At 68.2% G+C, this 17,253-nt stretch carries 11 protein-coding genes; 10 read left to right on the top strand and 1 reads right to left on the bottom strand.

All coding sequences use genetic code 11. From position 1 onward, the window contains the following. Window positions 1-5: 5 nt before the first annotated feature. Window positions 6-3,788, bottom strand: a complete 3,783-nt coding sequence (hrpA, locus tag VBO01S_RS02895; RefSeq protein ID WP_370680231.1) for an ATP-dependent RNA helicase HrpA — start codon at window positions 3,786-3,788, stop codon at window positions 6-8. Between the two features lie 535 nt (window positions 3,789-4,323). On the opposite strand from hrpA, the gene VBO01S_RS02890 reads away from it, so the two are divergent. From VBO01S_RS02890 to VBO01S_RS02845, 10 genes are all read left to right on the top strand, one after another. Next, complete coding sequence (locus tag VBO01S_RS02890; RefSeq protein ID WP_062470202.1) at window positions 4,324-6,354, top strand: AAA family ATPase; 2,031 nt, start codon at window positions 4,324-4,326, stop codon at window positions 6,352-6,354. 43 nt (window positions 6,355-6,397) lie between these two features. Then, window positions 6,398-7,744 carry an amino-acid N-acetyltransferase gene (argA, locus tag VBO01S_RS02885; protein WP_062470199.1) on the top strand — a complete coding sequence of 449 codons (1,347 nt, stop codon included), beginning with the start codon at window positions 6,398-6,400 and terminating at the stop codon, window positions 7,742-7,744. A 31-nt stretch (window positions 7,745-7,775) separates the two neighbouring features. Continuing rightward, a complete protein-coding gene (locus VBO01S_RS02880) occupies window positions 7,776-8,423 on the top strand; it encodes a LysE family translocator (RefSeq protein WP_062470196.1) in 648 nt (215 codons plus the stop codon). Between the two features lie 118 nt (window positions 8,424-8,541). Then, window positions 8,542-9,537 carry a DUF3829 domain-containing protein gene (locus VBO01S_RS02875; RefSeq protein ID WP_062470193.1) on the top strand — a complete coding sequence of 332 codons (996 nt, stop codon included), beginning with the start codon at window positions 8,542-8,544 and terminating at the stop codon, window positions 9,535-9,537. A gap of 58 nt (window positions 9,538-9,595) precedes the next feature. Continuing rightward, window positions 9,596-10,807, top strand: coding sequence for a succinyldiaminopimelate transaminase (gene dapC, locus VBO01S_RS02870; protein WP_062470190.1), 1,212 nt, complete (start codon window positions 9,596-9,598; stop codon window positions 10,805-10,807). A gap of 49 nt (window positions 10,808-10,856) precedes the next feature. Then, the gene (gene dapD / locus VBO01S_RS02865; protein WP_062470187.1) at window positions 10,857-11,690 is read left to right on the top strand and encodes a 2,3,4,5-tetrahydropyridine-2,6-dicarboxylate N-succinyltransferase; all 834 of its coding nucleotides are present in this window, start codon (window positions 10,857-10,859) and stop codon (window positions 11,688-11,690) included. Window positions 11,691-11,780: 90 nt separating this feature from the next. After that, the gene (locus VBO01S_RS02860) at window positions 11,781-12,929 is read left to right on the top strand and encodes a PilT/PilU family type 4a pilus ATPase (RefSeq protein ID WP_062470184.1); all 1,149 of its coding nucleotides are present in this window, start codon (window positions 11,781-11,783) and stop codon (window positions 12,927-12,929) included. Window positions 12,930-12,953: 24 nt separating this feature from the next. Continuing rightward, complete coding sequence (gene dapE / locus VBO01S_RS02855; RefSeq protein WP_062470181.1) at window positions 12,954-14,141, top strand: succinyl-diaminopimelate desuccinylase; 1,188 nt, start codon at window positions 12,954-12,956, stop codon at window positions 14,139-14,141. Further along, window positions 14,138-15,019 (top strand): 50S ribosomal protein L3 N(5)-glutamine methyltransferase, encoded by an 882-nt coding sequence (gene prmB / locus VBO01S_RS02850; RefSeq protein ID WP_062470178.1) that lies wholly within the window; start codon window positions 14,138-14,140, stop codon window positions 15,017-15,019. The genes dapE and prmB overlap by 4 nt, the downstream gene beginning before the upstream one ends. Before the next feature lie 141 nt (window positions 15,020-15,160). Continuing rightward, window positions 15,161-17,164: an ABC-F family ATP-binding cassette domain-containing protein gene (locus VBO01S_RS02845; protein WP_062470175.1), complete on the top strand. Its 2,004-nt coding sequence runs from the start codon at window positions 15,161-15,163 to the stop codon at window positions 17,162-17,164. Window positions 17,165-17,253: the final 89 nt, after the last annotated feature.

Here is a 17,253-nt window from a genome sequence, read left to right as displayed (position 1 = left end):
TTTTTTTACGCCTGAAGCTGCGCCCAGGCCTTGTCGAGCCGCTTCACGCTCACCGGTTGCGGCGTGCGCAGCTCCTGCGCGAAGAAGCTCACGCGCAGCTCCTCGAGCAGCCAGCGGAATTCGAGCATGCGCTCGTCCACCACGCCCTTGCGCTCGGCCACGAGGCGCCAGTAGCGCTGCTCCTGCGGCTTCAGCTCGGCCAGCTTGGCCGTGTCGCGCGCGGGGTCGGCGCGCAGCTTGTCCAGGCGCAGCACGATGGCCTTGAGGTAGCGCGCGAAGTGCTGCAGCTGCGTCCACGGCGCGTCGGCGATGAAGCGCTTGCCCACGAGCTTCTGCAGCTGCTGCGCCGCGTCCTGCACCGCGTCGGGCTGGACCTTCGTGTCCTTGATCTTGCGCGCCGCCGCCGCGTACTCCGAGAGAATGACGCCTGCGAGCCGCGCCACCTCGTTGGCGATCAGCGTGAGCCGCCCGCGCCCTTCTTCGAGCCGCTTCTTGAAGGCGAACTCGTCGGTCGGCAGCGGCTCCTGCAGGAAGGCGCGGTCGATCGCCACGTCGATGATCTGCGTGCGCAGTTCTTCCGAGGTGCCCAGCGGCATGTAGGCGACCGACATCTTCTGCAGGTCGGGGATGTTCTTCTCGAGGTACTTGAGCGCGTCCTTCAGCTGCAGCGCGAACAGGCGACGCAGGCCGGCGCGGTGCTTCGCGGCCGCCACGGCGGGCTCGTCGAACACCTCGATGGTCACGGCATCGCCTTCGTCGCGCAGCGCCGGGAAGCCGATGAGCGATTGCGAACCGCGCCGCACTTCCATCAGCTCGGGCAGCTCGCCGAAGGTCCAGCTCGTGTAGCGCTGGCCGGCGGGCAGCGTGGGTGCCGCCTTCTCGGGCGCGGCGTTCTTCGCCGGCGCCTGGGCCCCGTTCGCAGGCGCGGCCTTGGGGGCCGGCGACGCCTTCACGTTGAGCCCTGCGAGCGCCTGGAACGCACCGCGCGCCTGCGCGCCCAGCTCCGCCTTCAGCGCGCCGAGGTTGCGGCCCATGCCCAGCTGGCGGCCGTGCTCGTCGACGATGCGCAGGTTCATGAACAGGTGCGGCGCGAGCATGTCGAGCTTGAAGTCGGCGCGCTTCACGTCGATGCTCGTGAGGTCGCGCACGCGCTTGAGCAGCACGTCGGTGAGCGAACCGGTGCCGAACAGTTCGGGCGCCGACAGCTCCTCGGCCAGCTTGGTGGCCGACTCGGGCAGCGGCACCAGCCGCGAGCGCGGGCGCTGCGGCAGGCTCTTGAGCAGCGCCTGGATCTTGTCCTTGAGCATGCCGGTCACCAGCCACTCGCAGCGCTCTTCATTCACCTGGTTGAGCACGAACAGCGGCACGCTGACCGTGAGGCCGTCCTTCGCGTCGCCCGGTTCATGCAGGTAGCTCGCGGCGCAATCGACACCGCCCAGGCGCAGCGTGGGCGGGAACGACTGCGTCGTGATGCCGGCCGCCTGGTGGCGCATGAGCTCGTCGCGCGTGAGGTACAGCAGGCGCGGCTGGTCTTTCGAGGCATGGCGGTACCAGTTCTCGAAGGTGATGCCGCTGGCCACGTCGGCCGGCAGCTGCGCGTCGTAGAAGGCGAAGATCAGTTCGTCGTCGACCAGCACGTCCTGCCGGCGCGCCTTGTGCTCCAGGCCCTCGACCTCGCGCACCAGCTTGCGGTTGGCCGTGAGGAACGGAAACTTGCTTTCCCATTGCCCGCCGACCAGCGCTTCGCGGATGAAGATCTCGCGCGCCGAGACCGGATCGACCTTGGTGAAATCGACGCGCCGCCCGCTGTAGACCACGAGGCCGTACAGCGTCGCGCGCTCCAGCGCCGAGACCTGCGCGCCCTTCTTCTCCCAGTGCGGATCGAGCAGCTGCTTCTTCAGCAGATGCTCCGCCACCTGTTCGAGCCACTGCGGCTCGATGTTGGCGATGCCGCGCCCGAACAGGCGCGTGGTCTCGACCAGTTCGGCCGCGACGATCCAGCGCCCCGGCTTCTTCTTCAGGTGCGCGCCGGGGTGCTTGTAGAACTTGATGCCGCGCGCGCCGAGGTAGGCCTCGTCGTCTTCGAGCTTCCAGCCCACGTTGCCCAGCAGGCCCGCGAGCATCGACAGGTGCAGCGGCTCATAGCCGGCCGGCGTGGCGTTGATGCGCCACTTGTGCTCGGTGACCACCGTGAGCAGCTGCGAATGGATGTCGCGCCATTCGCGCACGCGGCGGATGTTGATGAAGTTCTGGCGCAGCAACTGCTCGTACTGGCGGTTGCTGAGTTTGTGCGTGTCGCCATGGCCGCCGCGCGCGTCGGCGATCCACTTCCACAGCCGCAGGTAGCCGCTGAACTCGCTCTTTTCGTCGTCGAACTTCGAGTGCGCCTGATCGGCTTGCTGCTGCGCGTCCATCGGCCGGTCGCGCACGTCCTGCACGCTGAGCGCCGAGGCGATGACGAGCACTTCTTCGAGCGCACCGCGCGTGCGGGCTTCGAGAATCATGCGGCCCACGCGCGGATCGAGCGGCAGCTTGGCCAGCTCGGCGCCAGTGGCGGTGAGCTCGTTGGCGTCGTCGACCGCGCCGAGTTCGTTCAGCAGCTGGTAGCCGTCGGCAATCGCGCGCGGCGACGGCGCCTCCAGGAACGGAAAGCGCGCCACATCGCCCAGCCGCAGCGACTTCATGCGCAGGATCACGCCCGCGAGCGACGACCGCAAGATTTCCGGATCGGTGAAGCGCGGGCGGCCCGCAAAGTCTTTCTCGTCGTACAGGCGGATGCAGATGCCGTTCGCCACGCGACCGCATCGGCCTGCCCGCTGGTTGGCCGCGGCCTGGCTGATCGGCTCGACCAACAGCTGCTCGACCTTGCTGCGGAAGCTGTAGCGCTTGACGCGCGCCGTGCCGGTGTCGATCACGTAGCGGATGCCCGGCACGGTGAGCGAGGTCTCGGCCACGTTGGTGGCCAGCACGATGCGCCGGCCGCTGTGGCTTTCGAAGATGCGGTCCTGCTCGGGGCCCGAGAGCCGGGCGAACAGCGGCAGCACCTCGGCGTTGCGGAACAGCGGCTGGTGGCTGACGTGGCGGCGCAGGTGGTCGGCCGCCTCGCGGATTTCGCGTTCGCCGGGCAGGAAGATCAGGATGTCGCCTGCGTTGTGCGGGTCGCGCCAGAGTTCGTCGACCGCGTCGGCAATGGCGTCGTTCAGGTCGTGCTCGCGCGACTCCTCGAACGGGCGGTAGCGCTGCTCGACCGGGAAGGTGCGGCCCGACACCATGATTGTCGGCGCCGGCCCTTTGGCCGAAGCGAAGTGCTGCGCGAAGCGGTCGGCATCGATCGTGGCCGAGGTGACGATCACCTTCAGGTCGGGCCGGCGCGGAAGAATCTCGCGCAGGTAGCCCAAGAGGAAGTCGATGTTCAGCGAGCGCTCGTGGGCCTCGTCGATGATGAGCGTGTCGTAGGCCTTGAGCAGCGGATCGGTCTGCGTCTCGGCCAGCAGGATGCCGTCGGTCATCAGCTTGACCGAGGCGTCGCGGCTCAGGCGGTCCTGAAAACGCACCTTGAAGCCGACCACGTCGCCCAGTGGCGTCTTCAGCTCTTCGGCGATGCGCTTGGCGACCGAACTCGCGGCAATGCGTCGCGGCTGCGTGTGGCCGATGAGGCGGCCCTTGCCTGGCTCGGCGTTGAGCTTGCCGCGCCCGAGCGCCAGCGCGATCTTCGGCAGCTGCGTGGTCTTGCCCGAGCCCGTTTCGCCGCAGACGATCACGACCTGGTGCGCCGCAATGGCGGCCATGATCTCCTCGCGCCGGCCGGAGACCGGGAGCGATTCGGGAAACTCGATGCGCAGGGGGGCGGGAGGTGTGAGGGTCGTCAAGGCAAGGCAGTCGTCGGTCGTTGCGCGCAGCGGCAGGCGGGCAAACCGCCAATTATCGCGGGGCCCCGGCGCTGTTGCATGGCATCCACAGCGAGGCCGCATGGAGCGGGTGGCGCAGAAAATTTCGTAAAGACTCTTTACTCTACCGCATGCCGCCGCTACGATCGCGGCCATGACCTCCTTCCTTGCCCCCCTTTCGATGCGCATCCGCTGCGCAAGCCGCGTCCTTGCACGCGGCGGGGTCAAGGCGACCCGCCCGGCCTGACGAAGCCCGCGCGCCGGCTTCAGCTTCCTTTGCGGAACTGAACGCCCACCGCTCGCGCTTCACTTCGGTCGAAGCGCGCCAGCCTGACCCGCACAGCGCCTGCACCACCGCCCTCCCCGCATCTCGCGTGGAGAAGCGGCCGCATTCCTGTTTCCGTGTCCCGAATCATTCGAAGAAAAAAAGAACCTCATGTCGCATCCAGACATTTCCCGTGACCTGCACGCTACGCTGGCCGAGCGCACGCGCCACCTGCAGGCCATTGCCCATTCGCTGAAGGCCGAGCTGTTCGGCATCGACGAGATCATCGATCGTGTGATCGATTCGCTGCGCGCCTGGTACGTGCTGCCGCAGCTCATCAACCGCCCGGTCGTCATCTGCCTGTGGGGCCTGACCGGCACCGGCAAGACGCAGCTCGTGCGGCGCCTGGCGCAGCACCTGGGCTTTTACGACCGCTTCATCGAAGTGCAGATGGACGGCTTCAGCCACGGTTCGGGCCACCGCACCGCCGGCTCGATCTCGGCCATGCTGGCCGAGTCGGGCATCGCCGAGGGCGCGCCCGGCATCCTCGTGCTCGACGAGTTCCAGCGCTTTCGCACCGTGGACGCCAGCGGCAAGGAAGCGCGCGTGGAGCGCTACCAGGACGTGTGGGCGCTGCTTTCGGACGGCCGCCTGCCGCCGTCGCTGTCGGTGCTCAGCGAGATCGAGTCGTCGCTGGCCTGGGCCGAGTACGACCAGGACCGCCGCACCGATGACGACGATGACGACGATGAAGACGAAGAGGACGACGGCGCCAAGGCTGGCAAGACCAAGCGCAAGCGCCGCCTGCAGCTCTCGCCCTGGGAAGCGCAGGAGTTCAAGCGCTGCCTGAAGCTGCGCGAGTCGCTGCTCGACGTCATGACCTGGAAGCCCGACGAGATCCAGGCGCGGCTGCGCGCCTTCCGCGCCTCGCAGGACAACTGGGAAACCGACTACTCCAAGCTGCTGGTCTTCGTCTCGGGCAACCTCGACGAGATGTACGCCGAGACCGCCAAGCGGGTGGAAGACTGCGACACCGACGCCGACATCTTCCACGCGCTGACGAAGAAGCTCTCGCTCATCGACGTGAAGAAGGCGCTGGCCGAACGCTTCAAGCCCGAGCAGGTCGCGCGGCTGGGCAACAACCACGTGATCTACCCCTCGTTCAGCCGCGCCACCTACGTGCGCCTGATCCTGTCGATCTGCGACCGCTACGTGGGCGAGATCCAGGAAAGCTCGGGCGTGCGCTTCGTGCTCGACGCGAGCGTGTACGAGCAGATCTACGCCAACGCCGTGTTCCCGGCGCAGGGCACGCGGCCGCTGTTCTCGTCGATCCACGCAATCCTGAGCGCGACGCTGGTCAATGCCGCGCTGTGGGCGCTCGAACAGGGCGCGCACGGCAGCGAGCCCGTGTGGCTGATGCTCGACCCCGGCGAGGTCACGCCCGGCGGCCCGCGCCTGGTCGCGCGCTTCCGGCTGGCGCGGCGCGAGTTTCCGGTGGCGCTGGAGCTGAACCGGCTCAAGCAGCGCGCCAACGCCGACTTCCGTGCGCTGCTCGCGGTGCACGAAGCCGGCCACGGCCTGGTGTACGCCCTGCTCTTCGGCCGCGCGCCGCAGGAGATCCGCATCAACGTGGCCTCGTTCGAGGGCGGCTACAACAGCTACGTGAAGCGCAAGGCCTGGTCCAAGCGCAACCTGCTGGACAGCGTGTGCGTGAGCCTGGCCGGCCGCGCGGCCGAGCGGCTGGTGTTCGGCGAATCGGGCTGCACCACCGGCGCCGAGCGCGACCTGGCGCAGGCCACTGCGACGGCGGCGCGCCATGTGCGCCACCTGGGCTTCGGCACGCGCTGGAGCCGCACCGACGTGACGACCGATTCGAACGACAACCTCAACACCGACGTGGCCGCCACCAACCGCGAGATCGAGGCCATCCTGGCACGCGAGCACACCCGCGCGCTGGGCCTGCTCGAAGCGCACGCCACCGCCTTCATGGCGGTGGTCGATGCGCTGATGGCGCACGGTTCGATCGCGCCGGACGAGCTCGCCGGACTGCTCGGCCTGCCGCTGGCACCAGCCGCCCCGGCGGGTGCGGCCGAGGCGGCGGTGGAGCCGCTGGACGCCTACGCCGACCAGCTCGAGGCCTTCAAGGCCCGCGGCACGCCCGCCGCGGCCGGGGCCGGCCGGCTGCTGCGCGCCCTGGCATGACGCGCTGCACCAAAACCTTGCCAAGAATGCACAATCACGCCCCATGTCCACCGTCTTCAATTTCACCTTCGTGCCCTGGTTCCGCTCGGTCGCGCCCTACATCCACACGCACCGCGGCAAGACCTTCGTGGTCGCGCTCGCGGGTGAGGCCATCGCGGCGGGCAAGCTGCAGAACATCGCGCAGGACCTGGCCCTGATCCAGAGCATGGGCGTCAAGATCGTGCTGGTGCATGGCTTTCGCCCGCAGGTCAACGAGCAGCTGGCGGCCAAGGGCCACGAGGCGAAGTACTCGCACGGCATCCGCATCACCGACGCCGTGGCGCTCGACTCGGCGCAGGAGGCCGCGGGCCAGCTGCGCTACGAGATCGAGGCCGCCTTCAGCCAGGGCCTGCCGAACACGCCCATGGCCGGCTCGACGGTGCGCGTGATCTCGGGCAACTTCATCACCGCGCGCCCCGTGGGCGTGGTCGACGGGGTGGACTTCAAGCATTCGGGCCTGGTGCGCAAGGTGGACGCGGCCGGCATCCGCCGCACGCTCGACTTCGGCGCGATGGTGCTGATGTCGCCCTTCGGCTTCTCGCCGACCGGCGAGGCCTTCAACCTGACGATGGAAGAAGTGGCGACCAGCGTGGCCATCTCGATCCAGGCCGACAAGCTGATCTTCCTGACCGAAGTGCCGGGCATCCGCGTGGACAGCGAGCTGCCCGAGAGCGAGGACAACCCGATCGACACCGAACTGCCGCTGGCCGCCGCCGAGAAGCTGCTGGCCTCGCTGCCGCCCGCGCAGAAGCCGACCGACACCGCCTTCTACCTGCAGCACTGCGTGAAGGCCTGCAAGGGCGGCGTGGAGCGCAACCACATCCTGCCGTTCGCGCTCGACGGCTCGCTGCTGCTCGAGATCTACGTGCACGACGGCGTCGGCACCATGGTCATCGACGAAAAGCTCGAGAGCCTGCGCGAAGCCACGGTGGACGACATCGGCGGCATCCTGCAGCTCATCGAGCCCTTCGAGCGCGACGGCACGCTGGTCAAGCGCGACCGCACCGAGATCGAGCGCGACGTGGGCCACTACACGGTCATCGAGCACGACGGCGTGATCTTCGGCTGCGCGGCGCTGTACCCGTACCCCGAGGCGAAGACCGCCGAGATGGCCGCGCTCACGGTGTCGCCGCAATCGCAGTCGCAGGGCGACGGCGAACGCATCCTCAAGCGCATCGAGCACCGCGCCAAGGCCATGGGCCTGGAAAGCATCTTCGTGCTCACCACGGTCACGATGCACTGGTTCCTCAAGCGCGGCTTCCAGCAGGTCAACCCCGACTGGCTGCCCGAGGCGCGCAAGCGCAAGTACAACTGGGACCGCAAGAGCCAGGTGCTGGTCAAGAAGATCTGAAGAAGAAACCCATCCGAAGAAAGACGCCCCGATGACGCTCGCCACCGCCCTGCTGTTCGCCATCGTGGCCTTCGCCGCCATCGCCACGCCCGGCCCCACGGTGCTGCTGGCCCTGAGCAACGGCTCGCGCCACGGCGTGCGACGGGCGCTGCCGGGCATGCTCGGCGCGGTGCTGTCCGACTTCGTGCTGGTCGGCGCCGTGGCGCTCGGCCTGGGCGCGCTGCTGGCGGCTTCGGAGTTCTGGTTCTCGATGCTCAAGTGGGTGGGCGCGGTCTACCTGGCCTGGCTCGGGCTGCGCATGCTGCGCTCCCAGGGCGGCTTCCAGCTGCCGAGCGCGGACGCCGCGGCCACCGTCACGGCGGTCGAAAGCCGGCGCATCTTCTTCAAGTCGTTCCTCGTGGCGGTGACCAACCCCAAGGGCTACATCTTCTGTTCGGCGCTGCTGCCGCAGTTCATCGACCCGACTGCCGCGCAGGCGCCGCAGTACCTGATCATTGCGCTGATCTTCGCGGGGCTGGACATGGCGGTGATGCTGGCCTACGCCTTCGTCGGCGCCCGTGCGATCCGGCTGCTCACGGTGTCGGCCACGCGCTGGATCGACCGCGCCTGCGGCGGCATGCTGCTGGCGCTGGCGGGCTCGCTCGCCTTCTACCGGCGCAGCGCGGCCACCGCCGTCTGACCCATCCCGCGCCCCGACCGCTGTCTTCAGGCAGCGGCGCCTCCCCACGATGTTTTTCCGGCAAGCCGCCATACCGCGGCCTGCCCGTGCTGTTTTTTTCAATGGAGGAAATGAAAGAATGAAGAACTACCAAGCCCTGCTGGGTGCCACCCTCGTCGCCGTGTCGGCGCTCGTCGCGGGCTGCGGCGACAAGACGGACAAGACCGCCCCGCCCGCTTCCGCCGAAGCCAAGCCGGCCGCCCCGGCCGGCAACGACCAGCAGCAGCTCGTCGAGAAGTACAACCTCTACGTCGACGTCTCGAACAACCTGCGCACCTCGTTCCAGGAAGCCCGTGAAAGCTACGTAACCGGCCAGGTGCCGCTGCTGCAGGCCAAGGCGCCGCTCACCAGCCTGCGCATCCAGAACGACATCCTGGTCGACCGCTCGGCGAAAAAGCTCGATGCCGCCGCCGCCATCGCCGCGCCGCTGCCCGAGATCGACGAATCGGCCAAGGCCTTCTCGGCCGCGCTCAAGGTGCTGTCGCCCCTGAGCCGCGAGCTGAACGACTACGCCAATTCCAAGGGCTACCTCGCCGACAACGGCGACAAGGCCCGCCAGATGAGCGCCGACTACCTGGCCGCGCTCACCACCGTCGCGCAGGCCGAAGCGGCCTTCGACAAGGGCCTGAGCGCCCGCGACCGGGCGCTCACCAGGGAAGCCTTCGAGAAAGCGCCCAAGGACACCGCCGCCTACTACCGCGCTGGCCTGATCTACCACGGCAAGCTCAACCACGCCGACGCCATGGCGCTGTTCGCCGCGCCCAACGACCCGCAGGCGCTGGCCGCCTTCGAGGCCTCGCTGGCGCTGGTGGCCGACTCGGCCGCAGGCTGGAGCAAGAAAACCAGCGAGCAGCCGGCCCAGAACGGCAAGAGCTGCAGCGGCGGCATGCTGCAGATCAACGAGTTCATCGGCCAGTCGCGCTCGGTGATCAAGGACACCAAGGACGGCGTGTTCAAGCGCAAGGAAACCGGTGCGATGGCCCGCATGGGCCGCTCGGCCATCGTCGACGCGGCCAACCGCTACAACCAGAACTTCGCCAACATGATCGGCCAGTTCAACCGCCCGCTTTGCTGAGCGGGCCAAGGGGCGCGGGGCGTGCGGGCCGCCCGGCCCGTCGCCGATAATCCGGGGCATGAATCCCTTGCTTGCCAAATTGCAGCCGTACCCGTTCGAGCGGCTGAAGCAGCTGTTCGCGGGCGTCACGCCCGCCCCCGAATTCGCCCCCATCAGCCTGGGCATCGGCGAGCCCAAGCACGCCACGCCGGCCTTCATCAAGGACGCCCTGAGCGCCGGCCTCGGCGCCCTCGCCGCCTACCCGGCCACCGCCGGCGAGCTGAAACTGCGCACCGCCTTCACCCATTGGCTGCATCGCCGCTACAGCCTGACGCTCGACCCGGCCACCCAGGTGCTGCCGGTCAACGGCTCGCGCGAGGCGCTGTTCTCGCTCGCCCAGACCGTGGTCGACGCCAGCGCCCACCCGAAGCCGGTGGTGATGTCGCCCAACCCGTTCTATCAAATCTACGAGGGCGCGGCCCTGCTCTCGGGCGCCGAGCCGTACTACGTGCCCAGCGTGCCCGCGCGCAACTTCGCCGTCGACTGGGACAGCGTGCCCGACGACGTCTGGGCCCGCACCCAGCTCGTGTTCGTCTGCTCGCCGGGCAATCCCACGGGCGCTGTGATGTCTCTGGACGAGTGGAAGAAGCTCTTCGCGCTGTCCGACCGCCACGGCTTCGTGATCGCCGCCGACGAGTGCTACAGCGAGATCTACTTCCGCGACGAGCCCCCGCTGAGCGGCCTGGAAGCCTCGATGAAGCTCGGTCGGCCCGATTTCAAGAACCTGATCGCGCTCACCTCGCTTTCCAAGCGCAGCAACGTGCCCGGCCTGCGCAGCGGCTTCGTGGCCGGCGATGCGGCGCTCATCAAGGGCTTTCTGCTCTACCGCACCTACCACGGCAGCGCCATGAGCGGCGCCGTGGCCGCCGCCAGCATCGCGGCCTGGGGCGACGAGTCGCACGTGGTCGACAACCGCGCCCAGTACCGCGCCAAGTTCGCCGCCGTCACGCCGCTGCTCGAACCCGTGCTCGACGTGCGCCTGCCCGACGCCAGCTTCTACCTCTGGGCCGGCGTGCCCGAAGTGTGGGCTGGCGACGACGAAGCCTTCGCCCGCGCGCTCTACGCTCAATACAATGTCACGGTTCTGCCGGGGAGCTATCTGGCGCGCGACACCGACCACAGCGCCAACCCGGGCCGCGGTCGCATCCGCATGGCGCTGGTGGCCGAAACGGCCGAGTGCGTCGAGGCCGCCCAGCGCATCGTCCGGTTCGTCAAAGACGGCCGCCGCTGACCCCCTGTCGCCCCGCTTCCCTGCCCCTTTTTCACCCGAGACTCTCTCCATGACACAGCAACTGCAACAAATCATCGACGCCGCGTGGGAAGACCGCGCCAACATCTCGATCAACGCCGCCCCCGCCGAAGTGCGTGACGCCGTCGAGCACGTGATCACCGAGCTGAACAACGGCAAGCTGCGCGTCGCCACCCGCCAGGGCGTGGGCCAGTGGACCGTGCACCAGTGGATCAAGAAGGCCGTGCTGCTGTCGTTCCGCCTGAAGGACAACGAGCAGATCCAGGCCGGCTCGCTGGGCTTCTACGACAAGGTGCCGACCAAGTTCTCGCACCTGTCGGCCGCCGAGCTGAAGGAATCGGGCGTGCGCATCGTGCCCCCGGCCGTGGCCCGCCGCGGCAGCTTCATCGCCAAGGGTGCGATCCTGATGCCCTCGTACGTGAACATCGGCGCCTACGTGGGCGAAGGCTCCATGGTCGACACCTGGGCCACCGTGGGTTCGTGCGCGCAAGTCGGTGCCAACGTGCACCTGTCGGGCGGCGTGGGCCTGGGCGGCGTGCTCGAGCCGCTGCAAGCCAACCCGACCATCATCGAAGACAACTGCTTCATCGGCGCGCGCTCCGAAGTCGTCGAAGGCGTGATCGTCGAAGAGAACTCGGTGCTGGGCATGGGCGTGTACCTGGGCCAGAGCACCCCGATCTTCAACCGCGACACCGGCGAGATCTCGTACGGCCGCGTGCCCGCCGGCAGCGTGGTCATCAGCGGCAGCCTGCCCAAGAAGACCAAGTCGGGCCAGGACTACAGCACCTACGCCGCGGTCATCGTCAAGACGGTCGACGCGCAGACGCGCTCCAAGACCAGCCTGAACGACCTGCTGCGCGACTAAAAAAAACGCACCCACCACCGGCCGCCTGCTTCACCGCGCGGCCGGTTCGCTTCTTCCCTGAGAAAAAAACAGCACCGAGGAGAGAGACCGATGAACATGATGGAACGGATTCTTCGTTTGATGGCCGAGCGCAAGGCCTCCGACATCTACCTCTCGGCCCACTCCCCGGTGATGATCCGCATCAACGGCAACTGCCTGCCCATCAATGCGCAGGTGCTGCCGCCGACCGCGCCGCTGGCGCTGCTGTCGGAAGTGGTGCCCGAAGCCCGCATCCAGGAACTGGAAAACACGGGCGAACTCAACATGGCCGTCGCCCTCGAAGGCGCCGGCAACTACCGCATCAGCGCCATGCGCCAGCGCGGCAGCTACGCCGTGGTGGTGCGGCACATCGCCTCGGTCATCCCCAGCTTCGACGACCTGAATCTGCCCGACATCCTGAAGTCGCTCATCATGGAAAAGCGCGGGCTGATCCTGATGGTGGGCGCCACCGGCGCGGGCAAGACGACCACGCTGGCCTCGATGCTCGACTACCGCAACGAGCACGCCAGCGGCCACATCCTCACGGTCGAAGAGCCGATCGAGTTCACCTACACCAACAAGAAATCGCTGGTGAACCAGCGCGACGTGGGCAGCGACACCACCTCGCTGCAGGTGGCCCTGAAGAACGCACTGCGCCAGGCGCCCGACGTGATCCAGATCGGCGAAATCCGCGACCGCGACACCATGACGGCCGCCATTGCCTATGCGCAGTCGGGCCACCTGTGCGTGGCCACGCTGCATGCCAACAACAGCTACCGCGCGCTGAACCGCATCCTGAGCTTCTTCCCGGTCGAGGTGCGCCCCACCCTGCTGGGCGACCTGGGCTCGGCGCTGCGCGCCGTGGTGTCGCAGCGCCTGCTGCGCACGCCGGCCGGCGGGCGTGTGCCCGCGCTCGAAGTGATGCTGAACACCGCGCTGGTGGCCGACCTGATCGAAAAGGGCGACTTCTCCGGCGTCAAGGAGGCCATGGAGCAATCGATGGCCGAAGGCTCGCAGACCTTCGAGGAAGACATCGCCCGCCTCATCACCGAGGAGCGCGTGACCCGCGAAGAAGGCCTGGCCAACGCCGACTCCCCCACCAACCTGATGTGGCGCCTGCAGAACCGCGACGCGCCCAAGAAGCAGGCCGAGGATCGCGACCTGACCGACCAGCTCGACGAACCCACCTTCACCGACATCACGCTAGACGTGAAGTTCTGACCGCCCCCTAATCCCGCTCCCTCGATGTCCCGTACGCTCCAGCTCGCCGAACAACTGATCTCGCGCCCTTCCGTCACCCCCGACGACGCGGGTTGCCAACAGATCCTGGGCGAACGCCTCGCCGCGCTGGGCTTCACGCTGGAAACCATCGAAAGCGGCCCGGCCGATTTCCGGGTCACCAACCTCTGGGCCGTGCGCCGCCCCACCAACGGCAAGGCGACCAAGACGCTGGTCTTCGCCGGCCACACCGACGTGGTGCCCACCGGCCCGCTCGACCAGTGGAGCAGCCACCCGTTCACGCCCACGCACCGCGACGGCAAGCTCTACGGCCGCGGCGCCTGCGACATGAAGACCTCGGTCGCGGCCTTCGTGACCTCCATCGAAGAATTCCTGCAGGGCGAGCCCGACCCGACCCTCACGCTGGCGCTGCTGCTGACCAGCGACGAGGAAGGCCCGGGCGTCGACGGCACCGTGATCGTCTGCAACGCGCTGGCCGCGCGCGGTGAAACCATCGACTACTGCATCGTCGGCGAGCCCACCTCGGTCACGCGCTGCGGCGACATGATCAAGAACGGCCGCCGCGGCACCATGAGCGGCAAGCTCACGGTGAACGGCGTGCAGGGCCACATCGCCTACCCGCACCTGGCGAAGAACCCGGTGCATGCGGTCGCGCCCGCGCTGGCCGAGCTGGTGGCGATCAACGCCGCCGGCGGCTGGGACGCGCAAAGCAACCCCTACTTCCAGCCCACCAGCTGGCAGATCAGCAATTTCCATGCGGGCACCGGCGCGAGCAACGTCATTCCGGGCAGCGCGGTGATCGACTTCAATTTCCGCTTCTCGACCGAATCGACGCCCGAATCGCTGCAGCAGCGCGTGCATGCCGTGCTCGACACGCACGGCGTCGACTGCACGCTGGCCTGGACCGTCGGCGGCCTGCCCTTCCTGACCACGCCGGGCGAACTCGTCACGGCCGTGCAGGCGGCGATCCGCGAAGAAACCGGCCTGGACACCGAGCTGTCGACCAGCGGCGGCACCAGCGACGCGCGCTTCATCGCCAAGATCTGCAAGCAGGTGGTCGAGTGCGGCCCCGTGAACGCCAGCATCCACAAGATCGACGAGCACATCGACGTCGCCGAGATCGAGACGCTGAAGAACATCTACCTGCGCACGCTGCGCGGGCTCGACGCGGCGCTTGCGCAAGGCGCGCGATGAGCACCGTCATCGAACTGATCGAAGCCGGCGCGAAGCGGCTCGAAGACGCCGGCGTGGCCTTCGGCCACGGCACCGCCAACGCCTTCGACGAAGCCGCCTGGCTCGTGCTGTGGCGCCTGAAGCAGCCGCTGGACGACATCGACGCCGTGGCCGACACCCCCGTGTCGCCGGCCGACGCCGCCAAGGTGGCCGCCCTCATCGACGAGCGCATTGCCACGCGCAAGCCCGCCGCCTACCTCACGAAAGAAGCGTGGCTGCAGGGCGTGCCCTTCTACGTGGACGAGCGCGCCATCGTGCCGCGCAGCTTCATTGCCGAGCTCATCGCCGACGGCAGCATCGACTACTGGCTGGGCGAACACACGCAGCGCGTGCTCGACCTGTGCACCGGCAACGGCAGCCTCGCAGTGCTCGCGGCGCTCACCTATCCGGACGTCACGGTCGATGCGGCCGACCTGTCGGTGCAAGCGCTCGAAGTGGCCGCCATCAACGTCACGCGCCATGCGCTCGACACCCGCGTCAAGTTGATCGAGTCGGACGGCCTGAAGAACGTGCCCGGCACGTACGACCTCGTGCTGTGCAACCCGCCCTACGTGAACAGCGCCAGCATGGCTGCGCTGCCCGCCGAATACCGCGCCGAGCCCGAACTGGCGCTGGCCGGCGGCACCGACGGCATGGACTTCGTGCGCCAGCTGTTCACCGACGCGCCCGCCCGCATGAGCGAGCAGGCCGTGCTGGTATTGGAAATCGGCAACGAGCGCGATTACTTCGAGGCGGCGTTTCCGCAGCTCGAGGTGGTCTGGCTCGAAACCTCGGCCGGCGAAGACCAGGTGTTGCTGGTCACCCGGACGGCGCTGCTGGCCGGCGCCGGCGTGCGTTAGCGACGCCCGCCGCCCCCGCTTCACCGCCTTGCACGCAGCCTCCGGGCTGCGCCCCCTTTCATCGGGCGATGTCCGCCTTTGCCCCTTCGCGCCGGGTCGCCGAAGGCCGGGCGGGATAATCGCCCCTACGGTTCCTCACTCATGATCACTCTCAAAAACGTCATTCTTCGCCGCAGCGCCAAGAAACTGCTGGACGGCGCCACCGTCAATCTCAACCCCGGCGAAAAGGTCGGCCTGGTGGGACGCAACGGCGCCGGCAAGTCGTCGCTGTTCGCGCTGTTCAACGGCACGCTGCACGAAGACGGCGGCGACTTCTACATTCCCAAGCAGTGGCGCATGGCCCAGGTGGCGCAGGACATGCCCGAGACCGAGGAGTCGGCCACCGACTTCGTGGTCGGCGGCGACACCCGCCTGACCGAGCTGCGCGCCACGCTGGCCGCCATCGAGGCCGCCTATGCCGAGAACCCCGACGACGCCGACATCGGCATGGAGCTGGCCCACGCCTACACCGACCTGGCCGATGCCGGCGAGCACGACGCCGTGCCGCGCGCGCAGGCGCTGGTGCTGGGCCTGGGCTTCAAGTCGCACGAGCTCGACGAGCCCGTCAACAGCTTCTCGGGCGGCTGGCGCATGCGCCTGCAGCTGGCCCGCGCGCTGATGTGCCCCAGCGACCTGCTGCTGCTCGACGAACCGACCAACCACCTGGACCTGGACGCCCTGGTCTGGCTCGAAGCCTGGCTGCAGAAGTACGCCGGCACCATGATCGTCATCAGCCACGACCGCGAGTTTCTCGACGCCGTGACCGACGTCACCCTGCACATCGCCAACGCCCAGCTCACGCGCTACGGCGGCAACTACAGCAAGTTCGAGGACATGCGCGCGCTGCAGATGGAGCAGCAGCAGGTGGCCTTCAGCAAGCAGCAGGACAAGATCGCCCACCTGCAGAAGTTCATCGACCGCTTCAAGGCCAAGGCCAGCAAGGCCAAGCAGGCGCAAAGCCGCGTCAAGGCGCTGGAGCGCATGGAGCGCGTGGCGCCGCTGCTGGCCGAAGCCGACTTCACCTTCGAGTTCAAGGAGCCGGGCAACATCCCGAACCCGATGCTCTCGATCGACAACGCGAGCTTCGGCTATGAGATCGAAGGCGAAGCGCCCAAGACCATCCTGCGCGGCGTCAGCCGCTCGGTGCTGGCGGGCCAGCGCATCGGCATCCTGGGCGCCAACGGCCAGGGCAAGTCGACGCTGGTGAAGACCATTGCGCGCGAAATGGGCGCACTGGCCGGCCAGGTCACCGAAGGCAAGGGACTGAATATCGGCTACTTCGCGCAGCAGGAACTCGACGTGCTGCGCCCGCAGGACAATCCGCTCGAGCACATGGTGCGCATGGCGCGCGAACTCGGCAGCAATGCCAAGGAAGCCACCGGCGAGCAGGCCCTGCGCGGTTACCTGGGCAGCTTCAACTTCAGCGGCGACATGGTCAAGCAGCCCGTGGGCACCATGAGCGGCGGCGAAAAGGCCCGCCTCGTGCTCGCGATGATGGTCTGGCAGCGCCCCAACCTGCTGCTGCTGGACGAGCCCACCAACCACCTGGACCTGGCCACCCGCGAGGCCCTGGCCGTGGCGCTCAACGAGTTCGAAGGCACGCTGATGCTGGTGAGCCACGACCGTGCGCTGCTGCGTTCGGTGTGCGACGAGTTCTGGCTCGTGGGCCGCGGCGTCGTCACCGACTTCGACGGCGACCTGGACGACTACCAGCGCTACCTGCTCGATGAATCCAAGCGCCTGCGCGAAGAGGCCAAGGTGGCCGTGCGCGAAGCGGACGCCGTGGCGGCGGCTGCTGCGGCCGCCGCAGCGGCAGCGCCAGTGAAGAGCAGCAACACCCCCGAGCAGCGCAAGCAGGACGCCCAGGAGCGCCAGCAGCGCAGCGAGCAGGCCAAGCCGCTGAAGAAGGAGATCGCCAAGATCGACGAGCGCATGGCCGCGGCCAGCGCCGAGCGCAGCACGCTCGAAGCCCGGCTGGCCGAACCGCTGCCGCCCGCGGAGATCGCCGATGCCGGCAAGCGGCTGAAGGCGCTCAACGACGAGATCGCGCAACTCGAAGAGCGCTGGCTGGCGCTGTCCGACCAGCTCGAAGCGCTGGCGGCCTAAGCCCCCTGCCCGCGCGCGGCTTGCAACCGGCCAGCCTGCGCGGGCCGGGTAGCATGGCAAGGTCAGGGAACCCGCCAAGGAGCCACGCC

The organism is Variovorax boronicumulans NBRC 103145, assembly GCF_001591345.1.
In the GTDB taxonomy this organism is placed as follows: Bacteria; Pseudomonadota; Gammaproteobacteria; order Burkholderiales; family Burkholderiaceae_C; genus Variovorax; species Variovorax boronicumulans.
This window is presented reverse-complemented; position numbering and strand designations above follow the sequence as displayed.